The organism is Marinobacter sp. MBR-105, from assembly GCF_053628895.1.
In genome coordinates this window covers 343,452-361,848 of sequence record NZ_JBRJHG010000001.1, presented here as the reverse complement: position 1 = coordinate 361,848, position 18,397 = coordinate 343,452, and the positions used below count along the sequence as shown (strand labels likewise).

Annotated in this window: 18 protein-coding genes; 5 read left to right on the top strand and 13 right to left on the bottom strand. The window is 56.7% G+C overall.

Annotated elements, in window-relative coordinates; all coding sequences use genetic code 11:
* Window positions 1-14: 14 nt before the first annotated feature.
* The 3 genes from htpX to ACSSVV_RS01730 form a co-directional block, all read right to left on the bottom strand.
* Window positions 15-896 (bottom strand): protease HtpX, encoded by an 882-nt coding sequence (gene htpX / locus ACSSVV_RS01740; RefSeq protein WP_023009991.1) that lies wholly within the window; start codon window positions 894-896, stop codon window positions 15-17.
* 93 nt (window positions 897-989) lie between these two features.
* Window positions 990-1,463 (bottom strand): hypothetical protein, encoded by a 474-nt coding sequence (locus tag ACSSVV_RS01735; RefSeq protein ID WP_228223442.1) that lies wholly within the window; start codon window positions 1,461-1,463, stop codon window positions 990-992.
* Between the two features lie 12 nt (window positions 1,464-1,475).
* Window positions 1,476-2,690, bottom strand: coding sequence for a pyridoxal phosphate-dependent aminotransferase (locus tag ACSSVV_RS01730; protein WP_011785252.1), 1,215 nt, complete (start codon window positions 2,688-2,690; stop codon window positions 1,476-1,478).
* Window positions 2,691-2,945: 255 nt separating this feature from the next.
* Between ACSSVV_RS01730 and ACSSVV_RS01725 the strand changes: the two genes are divergently transcribed.
* Both ACSSVV_RS01725 and ACSSVV_RS01720 read left to right on the top strand, forming a co-directional pair.
* Window positions 2,946-3,431 carry a glutathione peroxidase gene (locus tag ACSSVV_RS01725; protein WP_023009992.1) on the top strand — a complete coding sequence of 162 codons (486 nt, stop codon included), beginning with the start codon at window positions 2,946-2,948 and terminating at the stop codon, window positions 3,429-3,431.
* A 2-nt stretch (window positions 3,432-3,433) separates the two neighbouring features.
* On the top strand, window positions 3,434-3,901 hold the full coding sequence (locus ACSSVV_RS01720; RefSeq protein WP_228223443.1) for a MarR family winged helix-turn-helix transcriptional regulator: 468 nt from the start codon (window positions 3,434-3,436) through the stop codon (window positions 3,899-3,901).
* On the opposite strand, the gene ACSSVV_RS01715 is transcribed toward ACSSVV_RS01720, so the two are convergent.
* Both ACSSVV_RS01715 and ACSSVV_RS01710 read right to left on the bottom strand, forming a co-directional pair.
* Window positions 3,852-6,200, bottom strand: a complete 2,349-nt coding sequence (locus ACSSVV_RS01715) for a hybrid sensor histidine kinase/response regulator (protein ID WP_023009994.1) — start codon at window positions 6,198-6,200, stop codon at window positions 3,852-3,854. The genes ACSSVV_RS01720 and ACSSVV_RS01715 overlap by 50 nt on opposite strands.
* A 44-nt stretch (window positions 6,201-6,244) precedes the next feature.
* A complete protein-coding gene (locus tag ACSSVV_RS01710) occupies window positions 6,245-7,015 on the bottom strand; it encodes a hypothetical protein (RefSeq protein ID WP_454105461.1) in 771 nt (256 codons plus the stop codon).
* Window positions 7,016-7,242: 227 nt separating this feature from the next.
* Here ACSSVV_RS01710 and ACSSVV_RS01705 point away from each other — a divergent pair, with 227 nt between their 5' ends.
* Window positions 7,243-8,253 carry a LysR family transcriptional regulator gene (locus ACSSVV_RS01705; protein ID WP_011785247.1) on the top strand — a complete coding sequence of 337 codons (1,011 nt, stop codon included), beginning with the start codon at window positions 7,243-7,245 and terminating at the stop codon, window positions 8,251-8,253.
* On the opposite strand, the gene ACSSVV_RS01700 is transcribed toward ACSSVV_RS01705, so the two are convergent.
* The 8 genes from ACSSVV_RS01700 to ACSSVV_RS01665 form a co-directional block, all read right to left on the bottom strand.
* Complete coding sequence (locus ACSSVV_RS01700) at window positions 8,242-9,210, bottom strand: GNAT family N-acetyltransferase (RefSeq protein ID WP_454105460.1); 969 nt, start codon at window positions 9,208-9,210, stop codon at window positions 8,242-8,244. The genes ACSSVV_RS01705 and ACSSVV_RS01700 overlap by 12 nt on opposite strands.
* Before the next feature lie 3 nt (window positions 9,211-9,213).
* Window positions 9,214-10,365 (bottom strand): ribosomal protein uL16 3-hydroxylase, encoded by a 1,152-nt coding sequence (locus ACSSVV_RS01695; RefSeq protein ID WP_454105459.1) that lies wholly within the window; start codon window positions 10,363-10,365, stop codon window positions 9,214-9,216.
* Window positions 10,366-10,379: 14 nt separating this feature from the next.
* On the bottom strand, window positions 10,380-11,747 hold the full coding sequence (purB, locus tag ACSSVV_RS01690) for an adenylosuccinate lyase (protein ID WP_023009996.1): 1,368 nt from the start codon (window positions 11,745-11,747) through the stop codon (window positions 10,380-10,382).
* Window positions 11,748-11,826: 79 nt separating this feature from the next.
* The gene (gene hflD, locus ACSSVV_RS01685; protein ID WP_023009997.1) at window positions 11,827-12,447 is read right to left on the bottom strand and encodes a high frequency lysogenization protein HflD; all 621 of its coding nucleotides are present in this window, start codon (window positions 12,445-12,447) and stop codon (window positions 11,827-11,829) included.
* Entirely contained in the window at window positions 12,444-13,622 is a 1,179-nt protein-coding gene (mnmA, locus tag ACSSVV_RS01680; RefSeq protein WP_454105458.1) for a tRNA 2-thiouridine(34) synthase MnmA, read from the bottom strand. Before mnmA ends, hflD begins: the two co-directional genes overlap by 4 nt.
* Before the next feature lie 48 nt (window positions 13,623-13,670).
* A complete protein-coding gene (locus tag ACSSVV_RS01675) occupies window positions 13,671-14,120 on the bottom strand; it encodes an NUDIX hydrolase (RefSeq protein WP_454105457.1) in 450 nt (149 codons plus the stop codon).
* Complete coding sequence (locus tag ACSSVV_RS01670) at window positions 14,117-14,725, bottom strand: pseudouridine synthase (protein ID WP_022991057.1); 609 nt, start codon at window positions 14,723-14,725, stop codon at window positions 14,117-14,119. The genes ACSSVV_RS01675 and ACSSVV_RS01670 overlap by 4 nt, the downstream gene beginning before the upstream one ends.
* A 159-nt stretch (window positions 14,726-14,884) precedes the next feature.
* Window positions 14,885-15,196, bottom strand: a complete 312-nt coding sequence (locus ACSSVV_RS01665) for a cold shock domain-containing protein (RefSeq protein WP_014421222.1) — start codon at window positions 15,194-15,196, stop codon at window positions 14,885-14,887.
* Between the two features lie 431 nt (window positions 15,197-15,627).
* Here ACSSVV_RS01665 and clpS point away from each other — a divergent pair, with 431 nt between their 5' ends.
* Together clpS and clpA are read left to right on the top strand one after the other, a co-directional pair.
* Window positions 15,628-15,987: an ATP-dependent Clp protease adapter ClpS gene (clpS, locus tag ACSSVV_RS01660; RefSeq protein ID WP_011785238.1), complete on the top strand. Its 360-nt coding sequence runs from the start codon at window positions 15,628-15,630 to the stop codon at window positions 15,985-15,987.
* A gap of 18 nt (window positions 15,988-16,005) precedes the next feature.
* Window positions 16,006-18,276, top strand: a complete 2,271-nt coding sequence (gene clpA / locus ACSSVV_RS01655) for an ATP-dependent Clp protease ATP-binding subunit ClpA (protein ID WP_022991058.1) — start codon at window positions 16,006-16,008, stop codon at window positions 18,274-18,276.
* Window positions 18,277-18,397: the final 121 nt, after the last annotated feature.

Genomic DNA, 18,397 nt, shown 5'->3' with positions numbered 1-18,397 from the left:
CCTTTTTCATGTGATTACAGTTTGGCGTTCTGTAGCGCTGCAATTCGGTCCTCCAGCGGCGGGTGGGTCATGAACATTGCTGCCAGACCTTCGCGGGCGCCCCGGTTGATACCGAATGCCTGCAGGGTGTCCGGCATCTGATCCGGAACCTCACTTTCCTTTTTCAGGTGCGCCAGGGCGCTGATCATGGCGCCTCGCCCTGCCAGTTGGGCACCGGCAATGTCGGCACGGTATTCCCGACGACGGGAGAACCAGAACACGATGGTGCTGGCCAGGATGCCGAGCACGATTTCTGCCACGATGCTCACGACAAAAAAGCCGATACCATGGCCGTTCTCATTCTTGAAGATGACCCGGTCCACGAACGAGCCGATCACCCGCGATGCGAAGATAACAAAGGTGTTTACCACGCCCTGGATCAGCGTCAGAGTCACCATGTCGCCATTGGCCACATGGCCAATCTCATGGCCCAGTACGGCCCGGATCTGGTCCTTGTCGAAGCGGCTTAACAGCCCCTCGCTGACCGCCACCAGAGAGTCGTTTTTATTCCATCCGGTGGCAAATGCATTGGATTGCTGAGCAGGGAAGATCGCTACTTCGGGCATGCCGATGCCGGCTTTCTTTGCCAGCTCCGCGACGGTTTCAACCAGCCAGCGCTCCGCTGGCGTGCGAGGCGAGTCAATCACCCGGGCTTTGGTGCTCCACTTCGCCATGGGCTTGGAGAGAAACAGCGAGATAAACGCACCAGCGAAGCCGAACACCGCCGCAAACGCCAGTAGCGAGCCGTAGTCGATGCCTTGTTGTGCCAGATAACTATCGACCCCCAGCAGTCGCAGGGTAAAACTGGCAACCAGAATAACGGCCAGGTTGGTGGCCAGAAACAACAGAATACGCATGGTTTTTTCCTGTATCAGCTTACCGGGAAACGTATTGCCTTTCTGACCGATATATGTGGATCCGGTTCAGCGGTTCAAGAACCTTAACGCCATTTAATGAACGGGTTGCAGGCCTGAATCGTTGAAGAAGGTTGATTGCACCGCCAGACTGATGCGGCTCGAACTGCCGCTTTTCAGGGCGGAGCGCAGCAGATGAATATAGGTGGACAAGTCTTTCTGAACAGAAGGCGGCAATTCGGGTTCGTTTGAAACCGCCGACAGTTCCCCCAGAAGCGCCTGCGGGGCCGGGGCGCTGAGCCGAACAAATGCCTCCCGGGTCAGCACCGCCTGATCCAGAGCTTCCTGGCGAATGGTATCCACGTAACGGAGCAGGCCTTCTTCGGACAGCCAGAGCAGGGCACCGAAACAGGCCATATGGCGCTTGCTGTGCAGGCCGAATTCGTCGGGCTCGTCTGGCCCGGCGATATCCTCCACGAACAGGTTTACCCGCCGGGGAAACGACATGTAGAGCTGAACCAGAGCAATTGCAACGTCCTTGTAGAATTCCTCGACATGAATGTCTGCCATACTGACTCCGGTTTACTGGCGATAGTGTTCAAGGAAATTGCCCAGACGGCCCATGGCATCCGACAGCGTGTCCGCTCTGGGCAGGAAAACAACCCGGAGATGCTGCTTGTCATCAATGTTGAAGGCCGAGCCCTGAACCAGAAGAATTTTCTCCTGAAGCAGCAGATCCAGAACCAGCTTCTCGTCATTCACCACCGGGAAGTGCTTGGGGTCCAGCCTTGGGAACAGGTACAGCGCCCCTTTGGGCTTGACGCAGCTCACCCCGGGAATGTCGTTCAGCATGCGCCAGGCGGTCTCGCGCTGCTCGTACAGACGCCCGCCCGGTGCCACCAGATCGTTGATGGACTGATAGCCGCCCAGAGAGGTCTGGATTGCCAGTTGGGCCGGTACGTTGGCGCAAAGGCGCATGTTCGACAGCATGTCGATGCCTTCGATCAGATCCCGGGCCTTGTGTTTGGCTCCGCTGATGATCATCCAACCAGAACGGTAACCGGCCGCCCGGTAGTTCTTGGACAGACCGTTGTAGGTGAAAAACAGCACATCGTCCGCCATCGAGGCAATGGATGTGTGCTGGGTACCATCGTAGAGAATCTTGTCGTAGATCTCGTCCGACAGGATGATCAGATTGTGTTCCCTGGCCAGTTCCAGAACCTGCTGTAGCAGTTCCTCTGAATACACGGCACCGGTCGGGTTATTCGGGTTGATCAGCACAATAGCCCGGGTCCGACGGGTAATCTTTTTGCGAATATCGTCAATGTCCGGGAACCAGTCCTGTTGTTCGTCGCAGCGGTAATGCACCGGCTTGCCGCTGGACAGCGTGACGGCGGCGGTCCAGAGCGGGTAGTCCGGGGCCGGAATGAGTACTTCGTCGCCGGTGTTCAGCAATGCCTGCATGGACATCACAATCAGCTCGCTGACGCCATTGCCCAGGTAGATGTCATCAATATCGACTTTGGCGATGCCCCGCTGCTGGCAATAGTGCATCACGGCCTTTCGGGCCGAAAACAGGCCTTTGGATTCCACGTAGCCCTGGGCCTGGTGCATGTTGTAGATGACGTCTTGCTGGATTTCTTCCGGCACGTCGAGCTCGAAGGCTGCGGGATTGCCGATATTCAGCTTCAGAACGCGGTGCCCTTCTTCTTCGAGCCTGCGGGCCTCACGCAGAACCACGCCACGAATTTCATAACAGACATTGTCGAGCTTGGCGGATTTGAAAAAGTTCTGCATGGGAGCCTGGGTCCTTCGCTAAGGTTCTGAACGAAAGCCTTATTCTAGCGGAGGGACGCCTCGGGGTAACAGGGGCAATTGTGTGGAATTGTGGCCAATTCAGGATAGTTTACGGACCGTCTTTGAAGTGATGTGTCATCAGGCTGACCCGAACGGACAATTTGCGGTGTTGTTGTGGGAAATTATATTGTGCACAATGTAAATCAGTCGTTCATACAAATCGGCCGGAGCCGGCCAATACAGGAGAGATATTTCATGGCGAGCGAAACCATTTACAGCTTCAGTGCCAAAGATATCAAAGGGCAGGAAGTTTCAATGGACGATTATCGGGGCAAGGTTCTGCTTATCGTAAATACGGCCTCAAAATGTGGTTTTACGCCCCAATTTGAGGGGCTGCAGTCGCTCCATGACGAATTGGGGGAGCGTGGGTTTGAGGTGCTGGGTTTCCCCTGTAACCAGTTCATGAATCAGGATCCTGGTAACGACGATGCCATCAGCCAGTTCTGTTCCCTGAACTACGGTGTCAGTTTCCCCATGTTTGCCAAGATTGAGGTGAACGGTGACGGCACGCATCCGCTGTTTCGGTTCCTGAAACGTGAGGCCAAAGGCCTGATGGGTTCTGAGAAAGTAAAGTGGAATTTCACCAAGTTTCTGGTTAACCGGGAAGGTCAGGTTGTGCGGCGCTATGCGCCAACGGCGAAGCCGGCCGACATCCGCGCCGATATCGAGAAACTGCTCTGACCATGACAGATAACGATCAGATACTGGCGCTTGATAACCAGATCTGTTTTGCACTGTATGCAGCGAACCGGGCGGTGACTGCCAGGTACCGGCCGTTACTGGAGGAGCTGGGGCTGACCTATCCCCAGTACCTGGTCATGCTGGTGATGTGGGAAGCGGACCGTGAGGGAATCAAGCCGCGGGTCAGCGACCTGGGGGCCAGATTAAGACTGGACTCGGGCACATTGACGCCGCTGCTTAAACGCCTGGAGCAGCGGGATCTGTTGCAACGGGCTCGGCTCGCCGAGGATGAGCGGGTGGTTCGGCTGAGGCTGACCAATGCCGGACGGGCGCTGCGGGCCAAGGCGGCGAACGTGCCCGGCCGCCTTATGTGTGGTCTGGATATTGAACCAGAGCGATTGCTGTCACTGCGACAAGAGCTCAGGAGTCTGTTGGAGGTTCTGGAGACAGCGGAGCCCAGCGAGCGATAACCGCTCTGAGTTCGTCACGATTGTAGGGCTTGGTGATGTAGTCATTCATGCCCGATGCCAGGCAATCCTCCCGATCGCCCTGCATCACATTGGCGGTTACCGCAATGACGGGTAGCGTCTGCCATTGCGGGTTCTGGCGGATAGCACGGGTTGCTTCGTAACCGTCCATAACCGGCATCTGGCAGTCCATCAGTACCAGGTCGTAAGTTTTGTTTTGCAGTGCCTCAAGGGCTCTGCGCCCGTTCTCCGCGTGATCTACCCGGTGCCCCAGTTTCTTCAACAGGCTGCTGGCCACCAACTGGTTGACCTGATTGTCTTCCACCAACAGAATGTTTAGAGCCGGTATCGGTTGCTGGCCTGTGCCAAGGGATCGATCCGGGCGTGTTGATTGCCCACCCGAATCCAGTCCGCCGGCTGCGCAGAGGCATCGGAACAGGTCGTCCCTTCGCAGCGGCAGTGCCACGACGCAGTGTCTGGGGTGATTGCTGGTTGCGGTTCCGGACTGATCGGCCAGAATCACCCCTTCTCCTCGCCAGTCATTGGCAAAGGCAAGGCTTTCCCGGGGCGAATTTGCGGCATCAATCAGCAGGATTCCTTCCGGATGTCGACTGGCACTGCGCACCGGTATGTTCCAGGAGCGCAACTGGGACTCGATGGCCAGTCTGTGAGGGTTGCTCTGGGGCAGGGCCATGGCAATACCAATATCGCTCAGGCGTCGTAGCACGCCTTCTGCGATCTCCGGTTCATCGCCCTGGTGTACCGGAAGCGGCAGGGTGACGGTAAAGTGGGTTCCGGCGCCTTCCTTGGAATCCACCAGAATCTGGCCATGCATTCGCTCCACCAGTTGCCGGCAGAGTGTCAGCCCAAGCCCGGTTCCGCCGTAGAGGCGGGTGGTGTCAGTATCGGCCTGGGAAAACGGTGAGAATATCCGGTGCAGGCCTTCTCTCGACATACCGATCCCGGTGTCGATGACTTCCAGTCGCAAGCTGCCCCCGGACCAGCTGGTGCGAATCTTTACGGTGCCTGCATCGGTGAATTTGATGGCATTGCTGAGCAGATTGTTCAGAATCTGGCGGGTACGGGTGGGGTCTCCCAGAAAATGTTCTGGCAAATCCGGCGCGGTCTCGTTAACCAGGTTAATGCCTTTGCGCCGGGCTTGTTGAGCGTGCAGGGTTGCGCATTCTTCAATCAGTTTTCTCATGCTGAAAGGAATGCTTTCCAGGGAAAGTTTGCCAGCCTCTACCTTGGAGATGTCGAGAATGTCGTTGAGCAGGCCAAGTAAGCTCTCACCGGCATTCAGAGCGATTTCCAGGCGATTGCGTTGACCGGCGTCTTTCTCGCTTTCCAGTGCCAGACCCAGCATGCCCAGAACACCGTTGAGTGGTGTGCGAATTTCGTGGCTCATGCTTGCCAGAAAGTTGGCCCGGGCGCGAGCTCTGCGAACAGCGTCTTCCTTGGCGCGGACCAGCGCCCGGTTACCGCGCAGCAAAGCTTCATTTTTTTCCGAAATCTCCCGGGTGCGGTCCTCCACTTCCCGTTCCAGCTGGCTGGAATAGTTTTTCATGGCGCTTTCGGCGGATCGCAGCTTGGCCACGCTCACTTCCATGTTTTCCAGGTGCTGGTTGATGATGCCCACCATGGTGCCGATTTCATCACCTTTGTGGTTTTCCGGAATCGGAAGCCGGACTTTCTCCGGAGAACTTGCCCGCACCTGACTGAGGGCGTTGATGACGTTCATCATGGGCCGGGTCAACACAAAATAGAAAATGGCGAGCAGTACACCGGAGAGCGCAAGGCTTTTCAGCAGCCCGATAATCAGGGTATTGGTCGCCCGGGTGAGAAACTGTATGCCGTAATGATAGGTGTCGATGGTTACAACAAGCTGGCCCAGAGGCAGATCCGCCAATTGCGGCACCTGCAGTTCCTCATTGAACACGCGGCTGGCGCCAAACAGCAGATCGCTGATCCAGCGATAGCGGGAAACCGGGCTGCTCTGGCTGGCCGCAGCCATGGTCTGGCCATCGCTGTCAATAATTCGGGCGTCTATGGTGGCAGGGTGTTGCAAGAGGCCGTCGAGCAGCTCCTCCGCGAGCCGGACATCAATGTTGTAGGCAATCTGGGAGGCCGGGCTCTGGCTGATTTCAATCAGGGCGCGAACTTCGCGATCCATCGATTCCCGGGCGGTGAAGTAGTCCAGGGTGATCTGGATCAGGTTCAGTACCAGGCCCAGCACCATGGCGACCAGGACCGTGTCCCGGGTGAGGCGATAGGAGAGCCGTTGCCTGATTCTGTTAAACACGATGTTGCGTCATCCTTGAGATATGGGCGTTTACGAAGCTGCGTTCAGTCGTCGTAATCCGCTTTTTTCTTCCAGGTGTCGTCGTCCTGCAGAAAGTTGTCCCATTCCTTGTCGAGCTTGGAATGGTTTTCCTCATTCATCTTGCCTTCTGTGCTCATTTCCTCAAGTTCCTTGATGCGGGTACGGAAGCTCTTCACCGCTTTCATGGCAAGAGGGTTGTCCCGGGATTTGCCCATCTCAGTACTGGCAAGGTGATAAGCGTGAATGGCCTTGCGGATCTGGTTCTGGCGAATGAAATCGCGGGCCTGGAAAACGTGCAGGTCGGCGTGGGTTTTGTGCACCAGAAACAGAACATACTTCAGATTCTTCTTGGCGGTGGCAGAGTCTATCCGGCCGGCTTTATGCATAGCCTCAATCAGCTTGAACAAAGCCTGTAACAGCTCTTTGATATAGCTGGATTTTTCTGGCGTGTCGATTTTTACCGGTGGGCGCTGGTCGTTCTTTTCCAGAATCTGCTTCTTGGTTTGCGTAATGTTCTCCAGCCACTGTTTTACCGGCTGATCACTCTTCAGCGCGGTCAGTTCCTGGCAGGCGTCTTCCATGCGCTTGAGCAGCAGCAGTTTAAGGTCTGGCGTGAGGTATTGGCCGGGAATCTCGGTAAGCAGGCGGTAGGCCTTGTTGTAGGCATCTTCCTGAGCCGTCATTTTGCGAACGCGTTCGATCCTCGCTTTTTCCCGCATCTGGCTGAAAACGATAATAACCAGGGAAACGGTGACGATCGCGGCGAGCAGCAGCACAATGGTAGTGGTATCCATGGTGTGGGGTTAGGCTCCGGATTGAATGAACGTCTGGCCCGAGGGCTTGTTTTATTGGTTTTGATATTATTCGGTAACGCTCTGAAAGCCTAGCAGAAATATGCTATCCCGTCCTTTTCTGGTTGTAATCAGGGCGGAAGGTTCATTTATTACGTGAATTTCCAGATTCCTGTATATTACGGAAATGAATAATACACCCTGCTGCTGACGGTGAGGTCTGGCTGCCTATGGACATTTCCCGCGTTGATCTGAACCTGCTTGTGTACCTGGATGTGTTGTTGCGGGAGCGCAATGTAACCAAGGCGGCCAATCACCTTGGCATCACTCAGCCGGCCATGAGTAACGGTTTGCGGAGGCTGCGGGACCTTTTTGGCGATCCCCTGCTGGTGCGAACCAGTGAAGGCATGACGGCCACAGAGCGGGCCAGGGAATTGCAGCCACTGGTTCGCGGGATTCTATCGGATATCGAGCAGGCGGTGCAGGAAAAAACACCGTTTGCGGCCGGTGAGAGCCAGCGGGTGTTCCGGATCATGGCCAGTGATTACGCGGAATCCTGCCTGATGCCAAGGGTGTTGCGCCGTATCCGACAGGAAGCACCGCATGTCACGCTGGATGTTTTGACGCCCAGTGATGTCAGTTTTCTGGATGTGGAGCAGGGTCGTCTGGACATGGCGATTAACCGTTTCGACAAGATTCCCCAGTCGTTTCACCAGAAAACCCTCTGGACGGAATACTTTGCGTGCCTGATGAACGCCCGGAACCCAATCCTGAAAGAGCCGTTTACACTGGATACCTATCTGGACGCCAGTCATATCTGGGTTAGCAAGACCGGTTTTGGTGTCGGGGTGGGGGTGAATCCGAAGGATGTTCAACGCCTGGGCTGGGTGGACGAGGCACTGGGCAGAATGGGGCGCAAGCGCCAGATTTCCGTGTTTACGCGCCATTATCAGGTGGCGATGCTGCTGGCGGAACAACACGATCTGATCGCCACGCTGCCATCGAGAGCAGCCTGGCTGCAAAAAGATAATCCAAATCTGGTGGTTAAGGTGCCGCCTTTTGAGATTCCGCCCTTTGAACTCAAGATGGCCTGGAGCCCGCTGCTGCAGCACAACTCGGACCATCAGTGGCTGCGCAAACTGATTGTGGAAGTGGCGGAAGAAGTGGATGAGGAATTTGCGCCATTCGGGGCCAGTTTCGAGTCACCTCAGGCGGTTCAGGTGTCCCACTCAGAGCGGTAGTTCGCGTAACTCCAGAGAGGGGCGCGCGGCGTCCCACATTTTCTGGAACGCCTCTTCCATCAGCCGGACCCGCCGGCCGGCGGAAAAATCGGCAAAGCCCTCGGTCTTGTCAAAGCTGTGTCGGTACAACACGCCCTGGCGGTCGACCAGCAGGAAGGGCTGATCCTCCATGGGGTAGTCCTCGTTCACCAGCCGGAGCTCAATGCGGCTGGTGAGTCGGCGCATCAGTTCTACCAGTTGGTGTCGTCGTTGCACTAATGGCTTGTCGTCGTGAATCAACAAACGGACCTCGCTCAGTCGATGCCGACGGGCGAGGGCAGAGACCAATTCCCGCAGTCGATGCCTGTCGTAGAATTCATGGTCCAGAATCCGGTCGTAAACCCATAGGCGCTGGCCAGCCTGGCCAACCAGGGAATCCATCAGGTTCATGAAGGATGAGGGCTGGTCAAACAGCCAGGATTCCTCATCGGCTCCCAGGATTAACGGGTTGCTGCGTCCTGCACCGGCCCAATGGGCGAGATCCGGTGCCAGACAGCGCATGTCGAGGTGCGGAATGCCGGCATCCTCATAGGGGGTAAGCGAACAGATGTGGAAGCCGCATCGTTGGTAAAAACCAGTGGCATGTTCCTGGGCTGAGAGCCGGAGTTCCTGGTATCGGCCGGCAGACTCGGCGATCAGGTGCCTGAGCAGGGCTTCTCCAACACCTTTGCCCCGGGCTTCCGGTAACACGGCCATGCGGCCGATGTAGCCGGTTTCTTCCAGGGCGGAAAACAGGCGGGCGGTGGCCACGGGTTGGTTGGACGCATCGACGGCAAGATAATGATCAGCAATCTCGTCGGTGTCATCCCACTCAAGCTCTGGCGGCACCTTCTGCTCATCGATAAACACCCGCTGGCGAATCTCGCGAACCGCCCCGGGTGCCAGTTGCCAGCTGTATTTGCGAAATCTCAGATCCATGGCTTACTCGAAATAGATCGAGCCCTGGTTGTAGAGGTTGGTCAACAGCCCCAGCAACGCTTCGTCGCCGGCAAATTCTGCCAGTGTCGCCATGTCAATACGGGAGCGGGCGCAGAGCAGGGGAGCCAGCGGACGGGCGTCGCCCTTGAGCAGGAATTGTTCGCCATCAACAAACAGAGCGGTCTCGTTGTCCAGCTCATGGTAGGCGAAACGGGAGCCTTCATTCCAGCGCAGTTGTTCACCGGCCCGAATGGCTTCGGCCAGATCTTCGGCCTCCGCCGGCTCCTCGGCTGGAACGACGATGTCCATGCTTTTGGGGGCGGTAGCGAACTGCCCGAACCAAAGGGCCAGATTACGCCGATCACCGAGTTGCTCCCGAATTACCGCGTCGAGACGTTCAACCACGTCGGCGCCGATAGTCCCGGGGTTCTCCTGAACCTGAAGGTCAGGGTCATCCAGATGTTCAGCCGCTTTTTCCTTCTGGCTCAGGTAGTCGGTAAAGCTGGTCAGTACGTCGTCGACCGTAGGTGCCCGAAAACCCACAGACAGGGTAATGCAGTCGTCTTCCGCCACCCCATGATGGCCAACGCCTGGTGGCAGGTAAAGCATGTCACCCGGCGCCAGGGTCACAATTTCTTCGCCGTCCCAACTGCTCAGAATCCGTAAGGGTGTACCTTCTACCCGTGGCGATCTGTGGTCACAGTGTCCGCCGAAGGTCCAGCGGCGGTGGCCCTGGGCCTGCAGCAGAAACACGTCATACATATCGTAGTGGGGCCCAACGCTACCGCCTGTCGGTGCGTAGCTGGCCATAATGTCGTCCAGCCGCCAGTTAGGGATGAACCGGAAGTTGTCGAGCAGATCAGCAATTTCCGGTACCCAGTGGTCCAGGCCCTGGACCAGCAAGGTCCAGTCCTGCTCCGGCAGCTCGCTGAAACGATCCGGAGTGAACGGGCCATTGTGAAGCTGCCAGGGTTTTCCGGCATCGTTCTCGATGACGATGCGGGATTCAACGGCTTCTTCGCAGGCCAGTCCGGCCAGCTCATCCTGGCTGACCGGGCACTGAAAACCGGGAAACGCCTGGCGGATAACCAGTGGCTTTTTCTGCCAGTAGTCGCGCAGAAATTCATTGGCTGTCAGCCCGCCAAGCATATCCATGGTGTTGCTCCTGCCTAGATGTCTTTGGCCTGGTCGATCGCGTTACCGATGTAGTTGTCCGGGGTCAGGGCGCGCAGCTCGGCCTTCGCCTGTTCCGGGATCTCCAGGGTTTCCACGAAATTCTTTATGACTTCGGGCGTCATGGCCTTGCCGCGGGTCAAGTCCTTGAGCTTTTCGTAGGGTTTCTCGATGTTGTAACGGCGCATCACGGTCTGAATCGGCTCCGCCAGTACTTCCCAGGCGTTGTTCAGGTCTTCGTTCAGACGGGCCGGGTTGATTTCCAGCTTGCCCAGACCTTTGAGGGTGGCTTCGTAGGCAATCAGGCTGTGGGCAAAGCCAACGCCCAGGTTGCGCAAAACGGTGGAGTCGGTCAGGTCACGCTGCCAGCGCGAAATCGGCAGCTTGGCTGACAAATGGCCGAAGAGGGCATTGGCGATGCCGAGATTACCTTCAGAATTCTCGAAGTCGATCGGATTCACCTTGTGGGGCATGGTAGAAGATCCGATTTCACCGGCCACCGTTTTCTGTTTGAAATAGCCCAGGGAGATGTAGCCCCAGATGTCCCGGTCCAGGTCGATCAGGATGGTATTGAAGCGAGCAATGGCATCATAGAGTTCGGCGATGTAGTCGTGGGGTTCGATCTGGGTCGTGTACGGGTTCCAGTCGAGGCCGAGGCTCTCAATGAATTCTTCGGCGTTGGCAGCCCAGTCCACGTCCGGGTAGGCAGACAGGTGGGCGTTGTAGTTACCCACCGCACCGTTGATCTTGCCCATGATTTCCACTTCGCGGATCTGCATCAGCTGGCGGCGCAGGCGATAGACCACGTTGGCCAGTTCCTTGCCGACCGTGGTCGGGGAGGCGGTCTGACCGTGGGTGCGGGACAGCATGGGCTGTTCAGCGTGCTCCCGGGCCAGCTCGGCCAGCTTTTCGACCAGGTTTTCCATGGCCGGCAGCAGGCCGTGATCCAGGCCTTCGCGCAGCATCAGACCATGGGACAGGTTGTTGATGTCCTCTGAGGTGCAGGCAAAGTGAACAAATTCGGTCACCGCGTGCAGCTCAGGCACGTCGGCAATTTTTTCTTTGATCAGGTACTCAACCGCTTTGACGTCGTGGTTGGTGGTGCGCTCGATTTCCTTGATTCGCTCAGCATCGGCCAGACTGAACTCGTTGACCATCTTGTCCAGAAACGCATTGGCTTCGGCGGAAAACGCGGGCACTTCGGTAATCGCCGGATGGGCAGCCAGTTTCTGCAACCAGCGGATTTCGACGGTTACCCGGTTACGGATCAGGCCGTATTCACTGAAAATACTGCGAAATACACTGACTTTGCTGCCGTAGCGGCCATCGACCGGAGAAATAGCGGTCAGGGCGGTGAGTTCCATCGAAAACCTCTCAGTTCATCAAAGAAAAAGCGGGACAGGAAAATGAAGCTGCTAATGATACACCAGCCGGCTCGCTGAATCAGCGCAGCAACTCCCGGGCATGGCTGATGACCTTCTTGCGGGTGAAAATGAGTTGCCAGCGGTGGCCGCCACTTTGCCTCCACAGCACGGCAGATCGGATGCCGGCCAGCAACAGGGCCCGTACCTTGTCTGCATTTTCATTACGCTGGAGTATCTGCGGGTTGCCGGTTACCTGAATGCGCAAACGGAAGGTGCTGATGGTGTCGGCATAGATCGAGGCGAGATTGCCCAGAAGGTTGCTGTGACTGTAACCGAAATGGCTGGCGGTATGCCGGGCCTGCTCGATCCTGTTCCCGATAACGTCCAGCATGTCCGGGGAGCGTTTGAGTTTGGCTTCAAGCTGGATCAGGTTGAACACGTACCGCAGGATTTCTACGTCCTGAGGTTGGCCGTGCTGGGCCAGTACCGTTGAAAGTACCGTCAATCCTTCCCGTATGTCAGACAATTCGCCGCCGTAGACATCCAGCGTTGAGGCCGGGTTGGTGGCAAACAATGAGCGAATACAGGTTTCCAGGCTGTCTTCATTGCAGTTGCCGTTATGGGCAATCTGCTGCACCAGGGTCGCAGCCTGACACAGGCCGGCCAGCGCCAGGGTCTGGTCATGCAGGGAGCGGCTCATGTGTCAGATCCTTCACTTGCCAGGCGCTCAAGTCTTGCAGGTAAAGCTTCGTTATCGCGCCAGGTTTGCTCAATAACACCGCCACCCAGACACACATCACCCTGATAGAAGACCACGGATTGGCCGGGAGTTACGGCACGTTGGGCATCGTCGAAGACGACCTTCACGCCACCGTCGATGACGGTAACCTCGCAATCCTGATCCGGTTGACGGTAGCGGGTTTTCGCCTTGCAGCGGAACTTCTGTGCCGGAGGTTCGCCGGCAACCCAGTCAACAGGGCCCGAGACCAGTCCCCGCGAAAACAACAGTGGGTGATGCTTGCCCTGGACGGCAATCAATACGTTCCGGTTGAGATCCTTTTCTGCCACATACCAGGGGTCGTCGCCAAACTCCGCAAGACCGCCAATGCCAAGGCCCTGACGTTGCCCTATGGTGTGATACATCAGGCCTTGATGTTTGCCAATCACCGTGCCGTCGGGCGTTTCAATGTTGCCGGGCTGAGCGGGCAGGTACTGTTTCAGAAAATCGGTAAACTTCCGTTCCCCGATAAAACAGATACCCGTGGAATCTTTTTTATCGTGAGTAACGAACCCTTGCTCTTCAGCAATCCGGCGAACCTCCGGCTTTTCCAGTTCGCCCACCGGAAACAGGGTGCGGGCGATGCGCTGGCCGGAGACGGCATGGAGGAAGTAACTCTGGTCTTTGTTGGGGTCCAGCCCCTTGAGCAACTGGGCCTTGCCGCTACCATCGTTGAGCGGGCGCTGGCGTGTGTAATGGCCGGTCGCGATATAGTCGGCGCCCAGAGTAACGGCGTAATCCAGGAATGCCCGGAATTTTACTTCCTTGTTGCAGAGGATGTCCGGATTGGGGGTTCGGCCGGCACTGTATTCCGACAGAAAATGCTCGAATACCCGGTCCCAGTACTCCGCAGCGAAGCTGGCGGTGTGCAGTTTGATGCCGATGGCGTCGGCAACTGCCTGAGCATCTGCCAGATCGGTCATTGCTGTACAGTATTCGGTCCCGTCGTCCTCGTCCCAGTTTTTCATGAACAGGCCTTCCACCTGGTACCCCTGATCTTTCAGGAGCCAGGCAGCAACGGACGAATCCACGCCGCCGGACATGCCGACGATCACGCGGGTGTGCTCGGGGGATTGGGGCTCAGTATTCTGGGTCATTTCGTCTGGGAACCGGTCAAAAGCGCGAATTTTAACATCATCCGGTGATTACGTCTGTCCATCCACAACCACATCAAGGGGGAATTTGCGTCCGTTTCGGTAATCCTCGATGCACTGGAGCACCAGCGGGCTTCGAAGCTGGTCACCGAGTTCCCGGATTTCCTCCGGCGTCAGCCAGTGTGGGCCGATGATGCCGGTATCCAGCTTGTCGGTGGCGTGCCGGAGGGCTTTGGCGGCATAACAGAACCGGTAGTAGGTGACACCATTGGCGGGGGCCTTGTAGGTGTAGATGCCGAGGAAATAAACCGGTTCTATCTCCCACCCGGTCTCTTCCATGGTTTCCCGGCGTACGGCATCCAGAATGGCCTCGTTCTCCTCGATATGGCCTGCGGGCTGATTGAAAACCACCTTCCCGCCACTGACTTCCTCAACCAGAAGAAACCGGCCCTGATCGTCTTCAACAACCACCGCCACGGTGGCATGGGGTTTCCAGGTCATGATCGGTGACGCCTCCTTTTGGGCCTGGTTGATAGTTTCGGGGGAGTGTCGGGCAGATTGACCGTAACACTTCGGTATTCGCCGGGCTTCAGGTTATCCAGGGTCCAGTCCCCGATGCGGACCCGGATCAGTCTCAGGGTAGGGTAGCCTACCGCCGCCGTCATTCTGCGTACCTGCCGGTTTTTGCCTTCGGTAATCGTCAGCGCCAGCCAAGTGGTAGGGACATTCTGTCTAAATCTCACCGGCGGGTTGCGGGGCCACAGGTCGGGTGTTTCAAGTCGATCCGCTCTGGCCGGCCGCGTGATCCCGTCTTTCAACACTACGCCTTTGCGAAGCTTTTGCAGGGCCTCGTCTGTGAGCTCACCTTCGACCTGAACCCAATAAGTCTTGGGCATTTTGTTGGTGGGCGATGCGATACGATGCTGTAATGCGCCCTCGTCGGTGAGCAGTAAAAGCCCTTCGGAATCGTAATCGAGTCGACCGGCCGGATAAACGCCGGGTTGGTCAATCCAGTCGGCTAGGGTAGCTCTGGGATGGCTGGCGCGCTCGTCGGTAAACTGACTCAATACGTGAAACGGCTTGTTGAAGAGAATCAGCTTCGCCATAGGTGAAGTCCTGTGCCGGAAATGCGCGAAAGCGCCAAGACTACTGCAATCACCGTTGATTAAAAAGCACGAAGCCTGCCCGCCGGTAGAACCGGCGGGAAAAGGAAGGAAATGCCAGGCTGCCCGGCGTTGGCTGAAGTTCTCAGGCAACGCCTGGCATCAGCCGTTTACAGCACGGGGCGTGTAGCTCTCGTTGCTGTTGCTGGATTGAGCCGCCTGATCCGACGAATTCGATGCCGTTTTTGCCCCGGTCTCTCTGGACGGAACCTCGTCCGGGACAATGTTGATGGCGTGAACGCCCTTGTCGCTGGGCTTCTTGTCGAACGTTACCGTCTGACCGGCCTTGAGGGTTTTGTAGCCATCCATCTGGACTGAGGAGAAATGGGCAAACAGGTCATCGCTGCAGCCATCTTCAATGATGAAGCCGTATCCCTTGGCATTATTGAACCATTTGACTTTGCCTCTTGGCATGATGAACTCCCCTGTTCCTTTGCTGTCACTTTGGGAGGCGCTGACTGCTCCTCTGTTTTGGTGCCCGTGTATGGCGGGCGAGTTCCAGAGGCTTGGCAGGTGCTCCCTTATTATTGGTTTTGTGTGTTGAATTCACAGCGCCCTGGTGGCGCCGGAACTGTTGCCAACAACGTGAAACCGGTATTGGATGTGGCTTTGGGTTACACGCTGAAGCATGAGTTTACATTCTTTAACAATGCACATTAACTGTCGGCCAAACCGGCGCCCGAGTCAAGTGCCGGATACTGCGGAACAGGTGGTTCTGGCAGGTCTGGAAGCGGTATCATGTTCGTATTGATAAACAACGCACGCTTGTGGGCAGTGTTGGCTTGAAAACACGCTGCCACGCATCCACATTTAAGTCAGGAACCGAATAACCGGTATATGGAACCATGCGGACAATTGAGAATTCTCTACTAGTATTCAATCAGGGGGAGGATGAACAACCCGGTCGCCATGAGGGGGTCAGTGTTGCGCCGGAGAAGCCTGCCCTGAAGCGCCCGGCGCGTTACCGGGTTGTGCTCCTGAATGATGATTACACACCCATGGATTTTGTGGTGGACGTACTGATGAAGTTCTTCGCCATGAACGAAGAAAAGGCGACGCAGGTGATGCTGCTCGTCCATACGCAGGGAAAAGCCGTATGTGGGGTATATACCCGAGACATCGCGGAAACAAAGGCAGCACAGGTGAACCAGTATTCCTCGGAATGCGAACATCCGCTCCTTTGCGAGATTGAACGTGCGGACTGACAGACGTTGGGGTGGCCCATGCTGAGTAAAGATCTGGAAATTACGCTGAATACGGCCTTCAAAAATGCGAGGGACAAGCGTCATGAATTCATGACGGTAGAGCATTTGTTGCTGGCCCTTCTCGACAACGAATCGGCAGTGGGTGTCCTGAAAGCCTGTGGTGCAGACCTGAAGCGCCTTGAGGAAGAGTTGGTAGAGTTTGTGGACTCCACCACCCCCCTGATCCCTAGCTCCGACAGTGAGCGCGAAACCCAACCCACTTTGGGGTTCCAGCGGGTACTGCAGAGAGCGGTATTCCATGTGCAGTCGTCTGGCAAGAAGGAGGTAACCGGAGCAAACGTACTGGTAGCCATCTTCAGTGAGCAGGAAAGCCAGGCGGTTTATGTGCTGAAAAAACAGAATATTGCCCGGATTGACGTGGTTAATTTCGTATCCCATGGTATCTCCCGGGTTCAGGGAGCAGAGGACCAGGAAGGCGCGGATCACGCTGCCCAGGACGAAGCAGCGGAAGAGGGCGGTCATTCCCGTCCGCTGGAGAGCTACGCCACTAACCTCAACGAACAGGCACGGCAGGGTCGTATTGATCCGCTGATTGGCCGTGAGCATGAGGTTGAGCGGGTGGTACAGATTCTGGTTCGCCGCCGCAAGAACAACCCCTTGCTGGTGGGCGAGGCCGGCGTTGGCAAGACAGCCATTGCCGAGGGTCTGGCCAAGAGGATTGTGGACGGGCAGGTGCCGGAGATTATCTCGGATGCCGTCGTCTACTCACTGGATATGGGCGCGTTACTGGCCGGTACCAAGTATCGTGGCGATTTTGAAAAACGCCTCAAGGGCCTTTTGAGTGACCTGAAGAAGCAGAATCATGCCATTCTGTTCATCGATGAGATCCACACCATCATCGGTGCCGGATCTGCGTCGGGCGGCGTGATGGATGCCTCCAACCTGCTTAAACCTATGCTCAGTTCAGGCGAACTCCGTTGCATTGGTTCGACCACGTTTCAGGAGTTCCGCGGTATTTTCGAGAAAGACAGCGCCCTGGCGCGTCGCTTCCAGAAAATTGATGTCAACGAGCCGAGCGTTGAGGACACTTACCAGATCCTCAAGGGTCTCAAGCCGAACTTCGAGAAACATCACGATCTCAAGTACACCGACAAGGCGTTGCGGGTAGCCGCAGAGCTGGCAGACCGGTACATCACCGACCGGCACCTGCCGGACAAGGCCATCGACGTGATCGACGAAGCCGGTGCACGGCAGCGGCTGCAGCCGGAAGACAAGCGCAAGAAGACCATTGACGTGACCGACATCGAAGACGTGGTCGCCAATATTGCGCGAATTCCGCCGAAGAATGTTTCCACCAGCGACAAGGATCTGCTGCGCAATCTTGAGCGCGATCTGAAAATGGTGGTGTTCGGTCAGGATCCGGCGATCGAATCCCTGTCAACCGCCATCAAGCTGGCTCGGGCAGGCCTGAAAGCGCCTGAGAAGCCGGAAGGTGCCTTCCTGTTTGCCGGGCCGACCGGTGTCGGTAAAACGGAAGTCACCAAGCAGCTGGCGAAGGTGCTGGGCATCGAGCTTGTTCGCTTCGATATGTCAGAGTACATGGAGCGTCATACCGTCTCACGCCTGATTGGTGCGCCTCCGGGCTATGTCGGCTATGACCAGGGCGGTCTGCTGACCGAAGCGGTCAACAAGCATCCGCACTGCGTGTTGCTGCTGGATGAGATCGAGAAGGCGCATCCTGAAGTCTTCAATCTGCTGCTGCAGGTGATGGACCACGGCACCCTGACGGATAACAATGGCCGTAAGGCGGATTTCCGCCACGTGATTCTGGTGATGACCACCAACGCGGGCGCTGAAAGCATGGCCCGTCGCTCGATCGGCTTCAATGAGCAGGATCACAGCACCGACGGCATGGAGGTGATTAGCAAAACCTTCACGCCGGAGTTCCGCAATCGACTGGATGGCATTATCCAGTTCGCCGATCTGCAGAAGGACACCATCACTCACGTGGTGGACAAGTTCCTTACCGAGCTTCAGGCGCAGCTGGACGAGAAGCATGTTGTGCTTCACGTTGATGATGCGGCCAAGCTCTGGCTGGCGGAGAAAGGTTATGACGTAACCATGGGTGCCCGACCGATGGCGCGGCTGATCCAGGACAAGATCAAGCGCCCGCTGGCGGAGCAAATCCTGTTCGGTCGGTTATCGGAGCACGGCGGTGATGTATTCATTCAGCTCAAGGACGACGAGCTGACCTTTGATTATGAGGACGAGCCGGCCGAGGCGGTCTGACCTCACCGAGCCTCATGAAACCGCTGGCCGGGCTACCCGTCCAGCGGTTTTTTTGTGTCCGATCGTTCCTGACCCTGAATACCCGTTGGCCATATTCTGCATAAAACATTGGCGGAACCGT